14 protein-coding genes are annotated in these 15,986 nt (G+C 63.3%); 5 read left to right on the top strand and 9 right to left on the bottom strand.

Features of this window, described 5'->3' with window-relative positions:
- Positions 1-90: 90 nt before the first annotated feature.
- Positions 91-1,230 carry a Gfo/Idh/MocA family protein gene (locus tag LB518_RS21815; RefSeq protein ID WP_224579929.1) on the bottom strand — a complete coding sequence of 380 codons (1,140 nt, stop codon included), beginning with the start codon at positions 1,228-1,230 and terminating at the stop codon, positions 91-93.
- A gap of 150 nt (positions 1,231-1,380) precedes the next feature.
- Between LB518_RS21815 and LB518_RS21810 the strand changes: the two genes are divergently transcribed.
- Complete coding sequence (locus tag LB518_RS21810) at positions 1,381-1,974, top strand: LacI family DNA-binding transcriptional regulator (protein ID WP_224579928.1); 594 nt, start codon at positions 1,381-1,383, stop codon at positions 1,972-1,974.
- Positions 1,975-2,148: 174 nt separating this feature from the next.
- Here the strand turns inward: LB518_RS21810 and LB518_RS24735 are convergent, their stop codons facing one another.
- Positions 2,149-2,280: a hypothetical protein gene (locus LB518_RS24735; protein ID WP_286198813.1), complete on the bottom strand. Its 132-nt coding sequence runs from the start codon at positions 2,278-2,280 to the stop codon at positions 2,149-2,151.
- 474 nt (positions 2,281-2,754) lie between these two features.
- On the opposite strand from LB518_RS24735, the gene LB518_RS21805 reads away from it, so the two are divergent.
- From LB518_RS21805 to LB518_RS21790, 4 genes are read left to right on the top strand one after another with little or no spacing between them, the layout of a single operon-like run.
- The gene (locus tag LB518_RS21805) at positions 2,755-5,364 is read left to right on the top strand and encodes a peroxidase family protein (RefSeq protein ID WP_353619978.1); all 2,610 of its coding nucleotides are present in this window, start codon (positions 2,755-2,757) and stop codon (positions 5,362-5,364) included.
- Between the two features lie 60 nt (positions 5,365-5,424).
- Entirely contained in the window at positions 5,425-7,086 is a 1,662-nt protein-coding gene (locus LB518_RS21800) for a c-type cytochrome (protein ID WP_224579927.1), read from the top strand.
- 21 nt (positions 7,087-7,107) lie between these two features.
- Positions 7,108-7,707 (top strand): hypothetical protein, encoded by a 600-nt coding sequence (locus LB518_RS21795; protein ID WP_224579926.1) that lies wholly within the window; start codon positions 7,108-7,110, stop codon positions 7,705-7,707.
- A gap of 35 nt (positions 7,708-7,742) precedes the next feature.
- Entirely contained in the window at positions 7,743-9,167 is a 1,425-nt protein-coding gene (locus tag LB518_RS21790) for a hypothetical protein (protein ID WP_224579925.1), read from the top strand.
- Positions 9,168-9,201: 34 nt separating this feature from the next.
- Here LB518_RS21790 and LB518_RS21785 read toward each other — a convergent pair whose 3' ends face one another.
- The 7 genes from LB518_RS21785 to LB518_RS21755 all read right to left on the bottom strand — a co-directional run bounded on the left by LB518_RS21785 (position 9,202) and on the right by LB518_RS21755 (position 15,948).
- Positions 9,202-10,278: a Gfo/Idh/MocA family protein gene (locus LB518_RS21785; protein ID WP_224579924.1), complete on the bottom strand. Its 1,077-nt coding sequence runs from the start codon at positions 10,276-10,278 to the stop codon at positions 9,202-9,204.
- A 40-nt stretch (positions 10,279-10,318) separates the two neighbouring features.
- A complete protein-coding gene (locus LB518_RS21780; protein WP_224579923.1) occupies positions 10,319-11,155 on the bottom strand; it encodes a carbohydrate ABC transporter permease in 837 nt (278 codons plus the stop codon).
- 1 nt (position 11,156) lies between these two features.
- Positions 11,157-12,074 (bottom strand): carbohydrate ABC transporter permease, encoded by a 918-nt coding sequence (locus LB518_RS21775; RefSeq protein ID WP_224579922.1) that lies wholly within the window; start codon positions 12,072-12,074, stop codon positions 11,157-11,159.
- A 4-nt stretch (positions 12,075-12,078) separates the two neighbouring features.
- Positions 12,079-13,365: an ABC transporter substrate-binding protein gene (locus LB518_RS21770; protein WP_224579921.1), complete on the bottom strand. Its 1,287-nt coding sequence runs from the start codon at positions 13,363-13,365 to the stop codon at positions 12,079-12,081.
- 102 nt (positions 13,366-13,467) lie between these two features.
- Entirely contained in the window at positions 13,468-14,541 is a 1,074-nt protein-coding gene (locus LB518_RS21765) for a LacI family DNA-binding transcriptional regulator (protein WP_224579920.1), read from the bottom strand.
- Positions 14,542-14,585: 44 nt separating this feature from the next.
- Positions 14,586-15,428: an exodeoxyribonuclease III gene (gene xth / locus LB518_RS21760; RefSeq protein ID WP_224579919.1), complete on the bottom strand. Its 843-nt coding sequence runs from the start codon at positions 15,426-15,428 to the stop codon at positions 14,586-14,588.
- 106 nt (positions 15,429-15,534) lie between these two features.
- The gene (locus LB518_RS21755; protein ID WP_224579918.1) at positions 15,535-15,948 is read right to left on the bottom strand and encodes a winged helix-turn-helix transcriptional regulator; all 414 of its coding nucleotides are present in this window, start codon (positions 15,946-15,948) and stop codon (positions 15,535-15,537) included.
- Positions 15,949-15,986 lie beyond the last annotated feature (38 nt).

Here is a 15,986-nt window from a genome sequence, read left to right as displayed (position 1 = left end):
TGAAATAGGCATGGTCTCCTCCCTTATGGTCTCTTGTTGGCGGAAAAAACGATTAACTCTTCAGTCGGTTGGCGTCGCCAAGGGTTCCGTTCAGATGCTGAAATCCGGAATCTCGACTGCGGCGCCGTCCTGCATGGCCGATTCGTGCGCGGCGATGCCGGGTGCGGTCCAGTTCGCGGCCGTGACGACGTCGATCGCCGGACTGCGGCCTTCGACCGTCGAGCGCACGAACTCATGGACAAGATGTGGATGGGATCCGGAGTGGCCCCCGCCCTGCACGAATGACAGATGCTTGCCATCGGAAAAGACCGACCGCTTGGTGAACGGAGCGATCTCGGGCGGCAGCAGATCCTGCCGGTCCGGCGGCGTGACGATTTCATGGTGAATCTTGCGCCCGCGGCTGAAGGCAGCCTGCGGCATCGAGAAGATCAGCGGATCTTCTTCCTCGATCTGCTGCCACTCAAAGCCCAACTTGTCGCCATAGATCGAGAAAGCCTCGCTATAAGGGCGGACGGTCTGGAACAGCGACCGCGTGACCTCGACGGCGACGGGACTGTTCGCGAGGCGGAAGATAGCCGTTTCGACGGGGAAAGGATTGCCGTAGCGCCTCTGGCGCTCCTCGGGCAGGCGGCCGGATCCGAAGCAATGCACCTTGGCCACTCGTTCGCCAAGCAGCTTGAGAACCGGCGCGATGGCATGCGTCATGTAGTGATGTGGCGGCAAACCCATCCAATAGTCCGGCCACCCCTCCATGTCCTGCATGTGCGAGCCGCGCGCAAAGGAGATGGTGCCAAAATCGCCGCGCAGATAGTGGTCTTCGACCATCAGAAATTCGCGGGTATAGGCGGCCGTCTCCATCATCATGTAGTTCTTGCCGGATTTGCGCTGCGCCGCGATGATCCGCCTGATATCGGCGAAGCTCGTGGCCATCGGGACGGTGCAGGCGCAGTGCTTTCCGGCTTCAAGGACGCGGATGGCTTGTTCGGCATGAAGGGGGATCGGCGTCACCAGATGGACGGCGTCGACATCTGGATCCGCCAGGACCGCTTCGAGCCCCGGATAACTCCGCTCAATGCCAAACCGGGCCCCTGCCGCGGCCAATTTTTCTGTGTTGCTGTCGCTGAGCGCCACCCACTCGACGTCGGGGTGGGCATTGTAGATCGGCGCGAACTCCGCCCCGAATCCGACTCCGACGAGCGCAATCCTCAGCTTGCGCTTTGCCTCAGACATCGGCCTTCCTCCTTGTATTGCTCTTGTCAGGGACATCGATTAATCGTTTTTTCGATGGCTGTAAACGATTAATCGTTGTATCCAATGTCGGAAGCATTCGAGGGCGTTGATTTGGCTGGTCGCAGAAAGGGAGTCGAAACCCGTGTTTCGATGCGTAACGTCGCGGCCTATGCCGGGGTTTCGATAGCCACCGTTTCCAAGGTGATGCAGGGCGCGCCCACCGTGCTGCCGGAGAATGTCACCAAGGTGCAGAACGCCATCGAGGCGCTCGGCTACCGCATCAATCCACTCGGCGCGGAGCTGCGCCGCGGCCGTCGCAATCTCGTCGGTGTGATCGTACCGACCTTCGAAGAGCCACTCATCGCCCGCCTTCTCGTTCGGCTGGAGCTTGAGGTGGAGCGGCGCGGTCATGTGCTGTTCGTGGGCTGCAGCCAGGGATCCGAGGCGCGCGAGACGGACATCGCGGTGCGCATGCTGGACTGGCGCGTCGCCGGCGTGATCGTGAAGCCCGTGAAGGGGCAGAAGAGTCCGGCCGCGCTGTTGCTGGAAGACGCAGCGATGCCGGCCGTGTTCGTTCAGGCCCGCAATGCCGCGCCGCGCTTCGACAGCGTCATCTTCGGCATCAATCCCGTCATCGCAGAACTCGCGGCCGCCTCGGTCGACATGCTCTTCGCACGGATAGAAGCGCCCGACGAGCAACCCGCCATCCAAATGAGCAGGCAGGCCGACGACAGTTCAGGCTGAGTTCGAAGAATCCGCAACGGCAGGTCGAGGAAGATTGGCCTGCAGCGAGCGGTTTTCCCCCCGCGCGGTCCGTCCGCCCATACATCGGGCAAGCCGGCCTGAATGTCGCAGCGTCCTGCATCATCGGGATCGAAGGTGAAGACGCCATCCCGTCCTAGGCCGTAGAGGCTCGGGTCAAAATTCGCTTGCGCAATAGCCGAGCGAGGCCATTGCCAACACATAGGCCGGGGCGATGAGATCGGCGCCGTAGAGGCTCGCCCCGCTGCCGGTGCCCATCGGCGAGAACCATGATGTTCCGCCTATCATACCTCCACTCAAGCAAATCGACAGGCTGTCTCTGGCGCCCGGCATAGTCGGACTCGGCTGTCGCCATGATGGAATCGGCTAAGCGTTAGTATACGCCCCTTGAATGTCTTCGGAAGATATGCGATCGATTCATAGTGGCTTCGCGCCTATAGTCCGACGGCCAAGAAGTCGCGAGGGGATGCAAGAGAGCACATCTACTGATCTTTGGCGTTCGACGTGCTCAGGCGCGGGAGAAGCCCAATGTCGTTCGATAGGGATTGGCACGAGCGATATGAAGGAGGCAGCGCGGAGGCCGAAAGGTCGATCTTCGCCGCCTTTGCACGCGACATCATGGACGTGCAACTCGCCAACAAGAAAAAATCTAAGGCGAGCGAGGTCCGACGGGCGTTCCATGCCAAGTGTATACTTGGAACGACCAACGCCAGACTGAAGATAAACGCGAATTTACATAGCGATCTTGCCGTCGGATTTCTCGTGCCGGGCGCTGAGTACGAGACGACAATCCGCCTGTCGAATGCCAATGGCGCGCGGCAGGGCGACTTCAAGCGTGACATGCGTGGCTGCGCGCTCCGCGTGAAGATCGATGCGGACGAATATCACGATCTACTGATGACGAACTTTCCCGTTTCGCACGCGCGGAATGCGTTCCAGTTCGTCGCGCTCGCAAAGGCGATGGCCGGCTCCAGATTGCTGTTGCTGCCGCGTCTCGTCCTCGATGTCGGCTTCGGCGAGACCTTCCGCATACTGAAGAACATCAACAGCGGCGCGCGCGTCGTCGACAGCCTTGCGCTCGAGACCTATTGGAGCCGGGGCGCTATCCTCTGGGACGCCGCAGGTCCGGTCCGGTTCATCCTTCGCCCGGCTGTGGACGCGGTGAAGGCGCCCAAGGCATCGGAGACGGATTTCGACTTTCTGCATCATGAGATCGCCGACAGGCTGCGCCAGGACGATGTCCGCTTCGATGTCCTGGTCCAGCGCTTCGTCAGCGAGGCGTTGACGCCGATCGAGGACGGCGCCATCGAATGGACCGAGGCGAACGCGCCGCCGGTCTCGGTCGCGACGCTGACAATTCCAAAGCAGGATATCGACGCAGCGGACGGTCGGGCAATCGAGGCGCTGGTCGACCAGGTCGCATTCAATCCCTGGAATACGACGGAGAATTTCCGCCCGCTCGGCAATCTCAACCGTGCCCGCAAAGCCGCCTACGCGGCTTCGTCAGCGCACCGCATCAGCTATCAGTTTCGCGATTCGACGCCGCTTCGCAACCTCATCGCCGGACGCCTCGTCGCTTCGTTTTTTCGCGTCCTCAATCGCTATGTCGAATGGCACCGGCTGGACTGGCGTCTCGGCCTGCTCAATCTCTCCGCCTTCCGCACGCAGCTTCGCGCGACCAACCTCATCGACACGGAGGCGGCCGAGGCTCCGCCCCGCCCTGTTCCTGTGCCCCCCGTCACGCCGGAGTGGGTCCGCACCGTCCGCACTTTCGACGGAAGCTACAACGACCTCTCCAATCCACGCATGGGAGCGGAGAACTCAACGTTCGGCCGCAACATGCAGCCGAAATACCAGCCGGATCTGTTTGCCCAGCCCAACCCGATCGACATCAGCCGCGAGCTGATGACCCGTAAGGCGTTCATCCCCGCCCGCTCGCTCAATATTCTCGCGGCGGCCTGGATCCAGTTCCAGGTCCATGACTGGGTCAATCATCGTCGCCATCCCCTCGGCAACCCGGAACACGACATCGTCATCCCCATGCCGGGCGGCGACACATGGCAGAGCTATACCGGCGGCGCGGCGGAGCGCGATATGCGTATCGCCGGCAACAAGATCGCGCGCATGTCCCCGGCCGGCTATCCGGTGTTCGAGAATCTGACGACGCCTTGGTGGGACGGCTCCGAGGTCTATGGCGACAGCAAGGAGAAAGCCGCGCTGCTGCAGGACGGCGGGCGCCTGCGCTTGACACCGGATCACTATCTGCCGACTGACATCAACGGCATGAACCTTACCGGCTTCAACGAAAGCTGGTGGCTCGGCCTCAGCATGATGCACACGCTCTTCGCCCGCGAGCACAATGTCCTCGCCGAGGCGCTGCAGCGAGAATATCCGGACTGGTTGCCCGAACGGGTCTACCAGACCGCCCGCCTCATTGTTTCTGCGCTGATCGCCAAGATCCATACGGTCGAATGGACGCCGGCCATCCTCGCCACGCAGACCATCCAGATCGGGCTGCGCGCGAATTGGTATGGCGCGCCGAAGGACTGGCTCACCCAACTCGGCATCTGGATGCTCGACATACAGGAGCTGAAGGGCATTCCGCAGACCCTGACGAACCATCACAGCGCGCCCTATTCGCTGACCGAAGAGTTTGCCTCGGTCTACCGCCTGCATCCGCTCATTCCCGACGACTACCAGTTCTTCAACTATGAGAGCGGTGAACCGACGCAGAAGCTGAGTTTCAACGACATCCAGGGCGCGGGAACGGACGCGCGGATGCGCGAGCTCAGACTGCACAACGTGATCTATTCGTTTGGCATTGCTCATCCAGGCGCGATTACTCTGCACAACTATCCCGCGTCACTGCAACGCTTCAGACGGCGCGGCGCGGATCCTTCGGTCGAGGAGATCATCGATCTATCGGTTGTCGACATCGTGCGTGACCGCCGGCGCGGCGTGCCGCGTTTCAACGATTTCCGCGAGGCCCTGCACAAGCCGCGGATCCGCAGCTGGGAGGAGCTTTCCGGCGATCCGGAGACAGTCCGCACCTTGCGGCGACTCTACGGCTCGATCGACGCTGTTGATACCATGGTCGGCCTTCATGCCGAGCCGCCGCCCGAGGGCTTCGGCTTCAGCGACACCGCATTTCGCATCTTCATCCTGATGGCCTCGCGGCGGCTGCAAAGCGACCGCTTCCTGACCGTGGACTATCGCCCCGAAATCTATTCGCCGTTCGGATTGGACTGGATCGAAAAGAACGGCATGACCAGCATCATCCTTCGCCATTGCCCGCAGCTCGGGGCTGTTCTTCCGCGCACCGCCAGCGCGTTCTCGCCGTTCCGGGCGATCGCAACGCCTATCGCTACCTGAGGCGGCGCGCTGGTTTCAGCGGGCGAGCCTGGGATACTCACAGCCTCCAGGGAGGCGATCATGTCGATCTCCAGAGACAGACTCTACCGCGTCTCGCATGCCGCGTTGATCGGCGCCAATCTGCTCGTCTTTGTCGCCCTGCTCGCCACCGCCATCTTCATCCACCTCGAAAATGGCTGGGCGAAGCCAGTATTCCGCGCCTCGGAGGAGGCATTCGTCCACGGCACGATCGGCACCGAGCTCATGCCGCTGGCCGTTGCGCAGGTGCTGCCTGATCTGTTTCCCGAGGACTTCCAGCCCGGCGGGCCCCAGGCAGGAGACTGGATTGCGCAGTTCGGCTTCCAGCGCACAGGGGAAGCCGCGGATAAGGGGGCGCTGCCGATCGGTTTCGCCGTCAGCCACTACCGTCCCGGCTCGGGCGCCGCTTCCCCGGTGCCCTTCGTCGGCTTCAGCTGCGCGCTTTGCCACACGACGCGCATCCGCGAGACCGCCGACGATCCGGGCCGCTTGCTCTACGGGCCCGGCAGCGTCTCGCTCAACCTGTTTGCGTGGCTCGATGCCTTTCAGTCGGCGATACTCGCCCGGGAGCCCGCCGCGCCGGGCGGAGCGGCATCTCGGGAGCCGCCCTACCGGCTGACGCTGACGACGATCTCGAAGGCATATGCGGCGAAGACTGGCCGCGAACTCGGCATCGCCGAACGCATCATGATCTGGGCCTGGCTCCGCGAGATCCGCGGCCGCATCCAGGCCGGCCTGCCACGGTTCGACGCGCCCTTCGGCGACGGGCGCTCGCGCGATCCAGCCGTGGCGCCCACGGGACCGACCCGCACGCAGCCGTTCCGCACGCTCGTGCGGACCGTGCTCGACCGGCCCGGCAACGACATGCCCGTCTATACGAAGATCGCGACCGTCTATTCAGAAGATCTGAGGCGCCGCGCCCAGTTCGACGGAACCATCGCCGATCTCTATGCGCGCAGTTCCCTCGCCGCGCTTGCGGCAGGCGCCACGATCACCAACATGGCGCTGCCGGAAATCGCCCACAACATCCGCAGCGCCAGCGACTTCACCTCGACATTGCGCCCGCCGCGTTATCGCGACATGTTCGTGAGCGCAGCGGCAGGCCTCGACCCCGCCCGCCTCGAGCGTGGCCACGCCGTCTATCGGCAATATTGCACGGCGTGCCATGGTGACCGTGAAGCCGTCGGCGGTGCCTGGAAGAACGGCCCGCAGACCGGCGAGGTCGTTCCCTTCGCAACAATCGGCACCGACCCCGAGCGCGTCCTTTTCCGTCATTACGACGAACTCGCCGAACGGATGTTCGAATTGTTTCCCGCCTCGCATCCGTTCCATTTTCCGCGCGAGGATATCTGGCCGCAGCCGGGCGAGGAACAGAACGTCGCCATTCGCGGCTATGTGAATGCGCCGCTCGACGGCATGTTCCTGCGCGCGCCCTATCTGCACAATGGCAGTGTTCTGACATTGGCGGAATTGATCAACCTGAAGAAGCGGCGCGACGTCTTCTATCGCGGCGATAACTTCTATGACCCCGAGGATGTCGGATTTCGCTCGCCCGATGAGGCGGACACCCGCAATTACTTCCGGTTCGACACCTCTGTGAGAGGCAATTCGAACCGGGGCCACGACTATCCCTGGGCTTATGACGATCCGGCACGCAATACCGACGATCTCGCCGCGCTGCTCGACTATCTGAAGTCGCTCTGATCCTTCGGAAGGGTGGTTCCCATGCGCACCAAGCCGCCGGCCGATATCACGCTACCGCAATTCACGCTCGTCTTCGTGATATTCGGCGTCCTTGCGATCTTCGCGCTGTTGTGGCCGGAGACGACGCAGCAGGATCTCGCGCTCGGCCGCACCCGCGCGACGATCTGGGTCACGAGCGTGATGCTCATTCCCGCCTTCGTGCTGTTCCCTTACCGGACGCTTTCTCCCGGCGTCGCGAACCTGGCGCATCTCTTCTGGACCTTCGCCTACCTTCTGTTCCTGATCCACGCCTATTGGGCCGTCTTCATCATCTTCGGCGGCGTCGGCAACACGTTCCGGCAAATGGGCGCGTTGATCGCCGGCGTGAACTTCCTGCTGGTTCTCTGGTGGGGGCTCGATGTCATCCTGTTGTGGACGATGCAGGCGACATCCCCCGCCGCCGCGCGCTTCCAGATCGCGACGCGAACATTCACGTTTCTGGTTTTCGCGATCACGCTGATCGTGCTGCGCGGAGGACCCGTCCGAACGCTCGGGATCGCGCTCACGGTCGCGACGGTGCTCGCTGTTGTGATCAGGTTCTGGGTGCGCGACCGCGACGCGGAGTATGTGCCGGTGGCGTGACGCTGCCCGGCGCGAGCACGAGACTGGAGAATGCAATGAGCGACAGCACGACGGGAAATGCAGGGCTGGACGAACTTCTCCGCCGCCCCCTGATCGAGACGATCTGGCGCCGGAGGACGCATCGCGTCGGCAAGGGCGTCTCGCTGCTGAAGGCGGGCTCCATGACCTATCAGTCGAGCCAGAAGGCGGAGCCGCTCGGCGATCTCGAGGAGGCTGTGCTGATCGCCGCCACAGGCCATACCGGGCTGACCATGCCGGATCGCCCGTTCCAGGACCCCATTTCCGGCGAATTCGTCATGGCGAAGCCGAACCTGACCATGGAAGGACGCACTGCCGGTAGTCCCGACAACGCGCAGGGAACGCATTTCTTCCTGATCAATGACAGCGGCACCTATTTCATCAGGAAGCTGCCCCAGGCGGCGCCGTATCCGCTGACCGCCGAGGCTCTCGTCGAGCGCGCGGCACAGGCGAAGGTCAAGGTTCTCGACCGCCGCATCGATGTGCCCGACCGGGATTTCCCGGCCTATCTCGATTCCAACCGGCTGCTGTCTAACCTGCCCGGAACCACCGTCCTGCTGCCCGTGGTGGACCTGTCGCACCAGTATATCAATGGGCTCATGTATATCCTGACGCAGCCGAAGGGCAGCCGGCCGGCGATCGTCGACGACCGCAACTTCTATCGCTCGGCCGGCGTCGGCAAATGGGTCAAGAACGGCTTTCTCAACGAGAACATCAAGCTGCCGCTCGGCGTGATCGGCACGCTGAGGACGCAGATCGAGGCCGACCTGCTGCTGCAAAACCTGATGCTGGTCGCGGATGCAATGGGGCTCGGCGCCTATATCCATGCCTCGATCGGCCCGCCCGTGCTGCTCGGCGATCCGAAATTCACCGCAACCTATGGCTCGATGCTCGGCTTCGAATTCGCGACACCGAAATGGCGGCTTCTCGACCTCCTGCGCTGGCAAGTGCCGCTGCCGAAATATGCCGATCTCCGCGCGCATCCGATCGGGCTAAAGGTCGGCGGCGAACATCTGATCAAGGCGAAGTCGCCTCCCTACTATCCGAGCATGCGTGAGGCCGTCGCCGCAGTGATTGCAGGCAAGTTCGGTCCAGGTGGCATCTACAAGAACAACGCGCTGTTTGGCGAGATCTACAAGGGCGATTTCGGAGACCGCTATCTGGCCGAGGCGCCGGAATACAGCGGCGACGTCATCGAGTGCGTGATCGACATCTGCCAGTATATCTATGACACCCACGGACGCTTCCCTGCCCATGTCGACGCGATCCACGTACCCGGCGTCTGGATGCAGGTGCATCATGTCGATATCGACTACTATGACCGCTACTTCAGGAATGCGCTCACTGAGCAGCACAGGCGCCATGACGCGCTTTGGCACCGGGCAGCAGATGCGGGAAGCCAGGCGCCTGCAGGGAGCCAAGCGCCGAGGACCGGTGCCTGAAAGCGGCCTCCGATCCCCTCGCCGAGTTCGGCGATTACGCCATCAACGCGATCATGTCGCGAAACAACTCGAGATCCTGGCGAGCATCGGCCAGCGAGGTCTTCGGCGTGCGGCGCTCGGTGACATTGGCGTGAAAGTCGCGCCATTCGACGGCAAACGCGTCATAGCGGGTCGGGAAGCTGGTATCGGTCGAGGTCCCGGCCGCGCCATGGGCCGAAAGCACAGTCAGCTTCGCCGGCAGATGGCGGATATAGGGCGTGTCATAATCGATGCGGATGATCTCGGTCGGCGTCACCACCTCGAGATGGGCATCGAAATGCGGGATGCGGTCGACCGCCGTCTCGAACTGGCAGACGAAATGTCCGTAGTCGAAGCTTGCCGTGATCACGCGGCCGCCATTCCGCTGCGTTGCCGAGAGCACCGCTTTCGGCATGCCGATCAACTCGCGCATCGCCGAGATGTCATGGCTGGATAGGCCGAGCAGCAGGTTGTAGGCCATGAATTTCGGGCCCTCGCCGACGCCGACCGCGGCGAGCGCCGCTTCGCTCATGCGCCGCCTGCCCTCCTCGAGCACTGTCTCCGGCACATCCTTGGCGCGCGTGACGTTGGAGGTCGAATCGATGATTGCGGCATTGGGGCCGATGACGTCGTGCACGCGGGCGAGGATGATGTCGCCGCGGCGCTCCGCCAGCATCTTGACGGCCTCGACGAAGGCGGGCGCATGGCGGCGCATGAAGCCGACCTGCACGGTGACGCCGCTCGTCTTCTCGGCGGCGATCAGCCGGTCTGCCTCGTCGAGCGAGACGCAGAACGGCTTCTCGATCAGCACATGCTTGCCCGCGGCCATCGCCGCTAGCGCCACCTCGGCATGGTAGACATTCGGGTTGGCGACGAGCACGACATCGACATCGTCGGAGGCGACCAGTTGCCGGTAGTCGGCAAAGAGGGCGGCGTCCGGCGCCTGCCGTATGGCCGCCTCGATGACGACGGGACTGACGTCGCAGAGCGCGGTGACGCGGAAGAGATCCGGCAGGTCGCGGAGGGCCGGCAGGTGGATGACTTGCGCGACCTCGCCGCAGCCGACGATTCCGACGCGAATGGGATGTGTCACTGTTCGATGTCCTTGAAGTTTCCCGAGATTCTTTGCGGATTCACCCTTTGACGCCGCCAGAGACGGCGCCGTAGGTGATCCATTTCTGGATGCCGAGGAAGAGGATGAAGGTGGGCACAACGGTCAGCGTCGCCGCAGCCATCAGGCTGCCCCAGTCGGTCGAATATTGCTGCATGAACATCGTGATGCCCACCGGCAGCGTCATCGCGCTCTGGTCCTTCAGGAACACATTGGCGACGAAGAACTCGTTGTAGGAGAACAGGAACGAGAAGATGCCGATCGCGGCGAGGCCGGGGCCGGACAGCGGCAAAACAATCCGCACGAAAGCGCCGAAGCGCGAGCAGCCGTCGACCAGCGCCGCATCCTCCAATTCGCGCGGGATGGTGTCGAAGAAGGCGCGCGCCATCCAGGTGGCGAAGGGCAGGTGCACGACCGTGTAGAGGATGATCACCGAGAGCGGCGAGTTGATGAGGCCGAGCGTCCGGAACAGGATGAACAGCGGGATCAGCGCCAGGATGATCGGAAACATCTGGACGACGAACAGCGCGCGCGAATAGCCGGTGACGAGACGGCCGCGGAAGCGCGACAACGCATAGCCGGCCAAAGCTGCAATCGCCGCGCTGGTGACCGTGCTGACCCCCGAAACGGTGAAGCTGTTCCACAGGAACTGCCAGAAGCTGGTGCGCTCGTTGAGGTAGCGGTAGTTGGCAAGAGTCAGGTCGTGCGGCAGGATCGATGTCCGGCTCACCAGTTGCTCTGTGGTCTGGAACGAGTTCATCACCATCAGGATGATCGGCAGATTCACCACCAGGGTGATCGCCACCAGCAGCCAGAACAGGCTCCAGCGCCGGGCCGGCGACGTTGCGGGATAGGCCATCTCAGCGCTCCCTTTGCCGACGAAGCATCACCACGACCAGCACCATCAGAATGATGAGGGTTATGAACGAGACGGCCGAGCCGAGACCGACATCGTTGCGCCCGAAGGTGTAGCGATAGGCAAGCAGCACCAGGTTCTCGGTCGCGTTGGCCGGGCCGCCCTGCGTCAAGAGCCAGGGCGTGTCGAAATCGTTGACGGTCCAGATCGTCATCAGGAGGCAGAGCACGATCGAGATGTTGCGCAGCTGCGGCATGGTCACGAAGCGCAGCTGGTTCCAGCGCGAGGCGCCATCGAGCGCGGCTGCCTCATAGAGGCTGCGGTCGATGCCCTGCAGCGCCGCAAGGAGCGACAGCATCATGAAGGGGAACGAGCGCCAGATCTTGATGACGATCACCGCGGCGATGGCCCAGTTCTGGTCGCTGAGGAAGTAGATCGGGCTGCCACCGAAGGCGCCGATGATCTGGTTGAAGAGCGCATGCTGGTCGGCCATCATCCAGCGCCACGACACGATCGAGACGATCGATGGCACGATCCATGGCAACAGCAGCGCGACGCGGAAAAACCCCCGGAACGGGACGTCCTGGTTCATCAGCAAGGCGAGCGCGAGGCCGAGCACATAGCAGCCGATGACGTTGAAGACGGCGAAGAGCAGGCTGAACCACAGCGCATGCAGAAAATCAGGCGACTGCAGCAGCCGCAGGTAATTGTCGAGCCCGACGAATTTGCCGGGCTTCAGCAGCGTGCCGGTGGAGAAGCCGTACATGAAGCCGGTCAGCATCGGATAGGCGATGACGGCCAGCATCAGCACGATGGAGGGCGCCAGCAGCAGGAAGGGCAGGGCGTCGCCGGAGGCGTACCAGCTCCTGGCGCTGGCGCGCCAGGATCCGGTTTCGCCGGCCAGCCGGGGCTGAACCGTCACGCGTCTATTCCTTCAGGATCGACTTCAGGCGCGTTTCGGCGGTATCGACGATCGGACCGACCGGCTTGCCCTGCCACAGCTCCTGGGCGAAGGATTGCATCGCACCCTCGCCTTCGACGTCGTTCAGCGCCGGGAAGATGCCGGCGGCGTTGGTGGCCGTCGTCTTGCCGATCGGGACATAGTTGTTCAGCACATAGGCACGGGCGACGTCGTCCTTGATCGCTTTGTCCGCAGCGATCGACTTGCGCGTCGGCAACTGGCCGGTATTGCCCTTGGTCCAGAGCGGAAGCTGGTTCTTCGACCACCATTTCAGGAAGGTCTTGACCTCGTCCGGATGCTTGGTCTGCTCATAGACCATGATGTTGTTGACCCAGAAGATCGTCGCCTTGTCGCCATGCGGACCTGCAAGCGGCGGGAGGACGCCGATATTCTTGGCCTCTGCGCCGGCCTGCGCGATCAGGCCGGGGCCGTCGAGCGTGAAGGCGGCCTGGCCGCGATTGAAGGCGGCGCGCCGGTCGTCGCTGTTGTAGCCTGTCGAGGCGGGGCTGACAGAGCCGTCGGCGACCATGGCGGCGAGGGCCTCGAACGCCTCCATGTTGCGGTCGCTCTTCAGGTCGAGCTTGCGATCGGCCGTGAACATGCCACCGCCATTGTTGAGGATGGCGTTGTAGAGGAAGTGCGAACCGCCGGTGTCGCCCGAGGCGACGATGCCGTATTTGCCGTCCTTGGTCGTTGCTTTGGCAGCAGCGCGCAGTTCTTCCCAGGTGGTCGGAACCTTGACGCCAGCCTGCTCGAGCAGGTCCTTGCGGTAGAACCAGACGCGGATGTCGATGCCCCAGGGCAGCGCGACATAGTGATCGTCATAGCGCAGCGTATCGACAGTGTTGGGCAGGAAGTCGTCGAGTTCGCCGTCGGCCTTCAGTTCCTCGATCACGTCGTCGATCGGGCGGATGGCGCCCTGGTCATAGAGTTGCACGGCCTGATAGCCGGCCCCGGTCGAGATGTCGGGCGCGGTCCCCGAGCTGATCGCGGTGACGAAGGTCTGGTACCAGTTGTTCCAGGGCACCGAGCGATACTCGACCTGGATCTCCGGGTGTTGCTTGTTGAATTCGCCAACAAGCTCCTTGGCCGCGTCGATATATTCCGGCGGCCCCCAGATCATGTCCCAGAAATTGAGCTTCACGGCGTCGGCTGATGATGCGGCCATCGGCGCGAGGCCGATCAGCGCGGCGGCGGCAATGGATGCGAGCATCCCGGCTTTGCGCGGATGCGCACGGGCTTTCGTAGTCATGGCGTTGTTTCCTCTCCGGTTGATTTTCTGCGGCCTTACGGCCGTCTATCCTTATGAGCGGGTTGGGATTGCCTCCTTTCGACGGCTTGCGGATGAGATGGATCAGCTGCGCGCCTTTGGCGCGGGCGCAGCGGGACCGGTCGATTCGCGAATAACGAGATGCGGCGCGAGCGTGACGACCCGCGGCGCGAGACCCTTGTTCTCGATGGCGCCAAGCGCCAGCTGAAAAGCGGTGAGCCCGAGCTCGGCCATTGGCTGCGCCACCGAGGTAAGCCGCGGCGCGAGATGGGCGCCGAGCGTGTCGTCGAAGCCGACCACCGAGAGATCGTCCGGGATCCTGAGGCGCGCCTCATAGGCGGCCCGGAATACGCCGGCAGCGAGGATATCGCAGGCGGCGAAGATCGCGGTCGGCGGATCACGCAGCGCCAGCAGCGCCTGGGCGTGGCGATAGCCCTCGATATTGGAGCCGCCATCGATATGGACATAGCGGCCGAGCCGGATCAGATCCGGATCGACGGAGATGCCGGCGAAGCGCAGGCACGCGACATAGGTATCGAGCCGCTCCTCCTCGATCGAGCGCGGCTGGACCCCCGAATAGGGATAGAGCGCCGGGTCACCGCCGATGAAGGCGATCCGCCTGTGGCCGAGCTCGATCAGGTGGCGCATCGCCAGTTCAACGCCGAGCGGGTTGTCGACCAGGACGGCATCGGTATCAGCGGTCTGCTGGCGTTCGATCTGCACCACGGGCATCTCGGCGGCGCGCAACAGGGCGATGCTGTCGCTGTCGATCGGATAGGTGAAGATCACCGCATCGACCTGACGCTCGATGAAACGTTCGACGCCGAAGCGCTCATCGTCCTTGTTGCCGTGGTGATTGAACAGGAAGGCCTTGTAGCCGTTGCCGAGGGCCTCGCCCTCCACCGCCCGCGCAACATGGGCGAAGAACGGATTGGTGGTGATCTCCAGCAGGATGTGGCCAATCGTGAACGAACGATGCGTCCGAAGACTGCGCGCCATGACGTTCGGCCGGTAACCGGTCGCCCGCGCGGCTGCCTCGACCTTGATGCGGGTCTCCTCGCCGACATAACCCGTCGCGTTGAGCACCCGCGCCACGGTCGCTCGGGAAACCCCGGCCTCCCGCGCCACGTCGAGCAGCGTGATCGCCTTCTGCTTCATGCCCCACCCTATGAGATCGATCTCTCATGAGAATAAGATCGATCTCATACGTCTGGCAAGACTGTTTTCGCACTCTTGGGGACCCTGATCCGGGTCCGTCGGGGCGGGGTCGAGGCGTCGACCAGCTCGATCCAGGCTGGGGCATGATCGCTCGGCTTCTCCCAGCCACGGACGTGGCGATCGACGCCGGCGGCGATGAGACGCGGCACGAGCGGGGGGCTCAGCAGGAGATGATCAAGTCGCAGCCCGGCGTCGCGGCCATACGCATTCCGGAAATAGTCCCAGAACGTATAGATGCGCTCGGCGGGATGGAGCTGGCGGACAGCATCCGTCCAGCCTTGTTCGCCCAGAGCGTGAAAGGCCGCGCGAACTTCAGGCCGAAAAAGTGCATCATCCGTCCAGCGTTCGGGCTTGTAGACATCGAGTTCGGTCGGCATGACGTTGTAGTCGCCGGCAAGCACCACCGGCGCGCCGCTCGCCAGGAGGTCAGCGGCGTGCGCATGCAGCCGTTCGAACCAGCGCAGCTTGTAGCCGAATTTCGGCCCCGGCGCCGGATTGCCATTCGGCAGATAGAGGCAGGCGATCAACACGCCGTTCACCGCCGCCTCGATATAGCGGCTATGGGAGTCGTCCTCATCGCCCGGCAGGGAACGCCGCGTTTCGATGGGATCGACACCCCTGGCCAGGATGGCCACGCCGTTCCAGGACTTCTGCCCGCGCCACACCGCGCCATAACCCGCCTCAGCCAGCGCGGCCTGCGGGAAGCGGTTATCCGGCGCCTTGAGTTCCTGCAGGCAGACGACATCCGGCGCCGCCTCGGCGAGCCAGCGCAGGAGCACGGCGAGCCGACCATTGATGCCGTTGATGTTGAAGGTGGCGATCCTCATCCCTACGAAACGCCGCCGATGCGCCGCCGATCCATGACCGCGTCGCTGAGGAACGCTCGCCCTGTTGCCCGCAGGTCAGACTGCCGCCGTGGAGGCCGGACGCCCGTCATCGCTTGCGGTTTGCGGCCTGCCGCTGCGCAAAGACGCGGGTGACCTCGGCCATGTTTTCCGTCCCCCAGCTGCACAGCGGCACGAGGGCCAGGGCCAGGCTGCGCCCCAAGGGGGTGAGGCTATAATCGACACGTGGCGGGACTTCCTTGTAGTCGGTCCGCTTCACGAGTTCGTCGGCCTCGAGTTCCTTGAGCTGCTGGATCAGCATCTTGTCGCTGACATCGCGCACGGCGCGGCGGAGCTCGCCGTAGCGAATGGGCCCCTCCTGGGCGAGAAAATAGAGGATCAGCGGCTTCCACTTGCCGGAGACGACGCGCAGCGTCGCGTCGAGCCCGCAGGTGAAACCGGGCAGTGTCGGGGTACAGCCCGCATCCGGCGACGAAGGGAGATCGGAGAGGTCGAGAGACATTCTTTGCTACTTACCAAAAGGTGCATACTTGTTGATAG

The sequence above is a fragment of the Mesorhizobium sp. BR1-1-16 genome (assembly GCF_020165495.1).
Taxonomy (GTDB): Bacteria; Pseudomonadota; Alphaproteobacteria; order Rhizobiales; family Kaistiaceae; genus Kaistia.
The sequence above is the reverse complement of the archived record's forward strand: the minus strand, read 5'-3'. Positions and strand labels throughout refer to the sequence as shown.

Excerpts from the sequence above, each read along its gene's own strand:
- LB518_RS21815 (WP_224579929.1), bottom strand. The coding sequence starts at position 1,230 with ATGTCTGAGGCAAAGCGCAAGCTGAGGATTGCGCTCGTCGGAGTCGGA.
- LB518_RS21810 (WP_224579928.1), top strand. The coding sequence starts at position 1,381 with ATGCGTAACGTCGCGGCCTATGCCGGGGTTTCGATAGCCACCGTTTCC.
- LB518_RS24735 (WP_286198813.1), bottom strand. The coding sequence starts at position 2,280 with ATGATAGGCGGAACATCATGGTTCTCGCCGATGGGCACCGGCAGCGGG.
- LB518_RS21800 (WP_224579927.1), top strand. The coding sequence starts at position 5,425 with ATGTCGATCTCCAGAGACAGACTCTACCGCGTCTCGCATGCCGCGTTG.
- LB518_RS21795 (WP_224579926.1), top strand. The coding sequence starts at position 7,108 with ATGCGCACCAAGCCGCCGGCCGATATCACGCTACCGCAATTCACGCTC.
- LB518_RS21790 (WP_224579925.1), top strand. The coding sequence starts at position 7,743 with ATGAGCGACAGCACGACGGGAAATGCAGGGCTGGACGAACTTCTCCGC.
- LB518_RS21780 (WP_224579923.1), bottom strand. The coding sequence starts at position 11,155 with ATGGCCTATCCCGCAACGTCGCCGGCCCGGCGCTGGAGCCTGTTCTGG.
- LB518_RS21770 (WP_224579921.1), bottom strand. The coding sequence starts at position 13,365 with ATGACTACGAAAGCCCGTGCGCATCCGCGCAAAGCCGGGATGCTCGCA.
- LB518_RS21765 (WP_224579920.1), bottom strand. The coding sequence starts at position 14,541 with ATGAAGCAGAAGGCGATCACGCTGCTCGACGTGGCGCGGGAGGCCGGG.
- xth (WP_224579919.1), bottom strand. The coding sequence starts at position 15,428 with ATGAGGATCGCCACCTTCAACATCAACGGCATCAATGGTCGGCTCGCC.
- LB518_RS21755 (WP_224579918.1), bottom strand. The coding sequence starts at position 15,948 with ATGTCTCTCGACCTCTCCGATCTCCCTTCGTCGCCGGATGCGGGCTGT.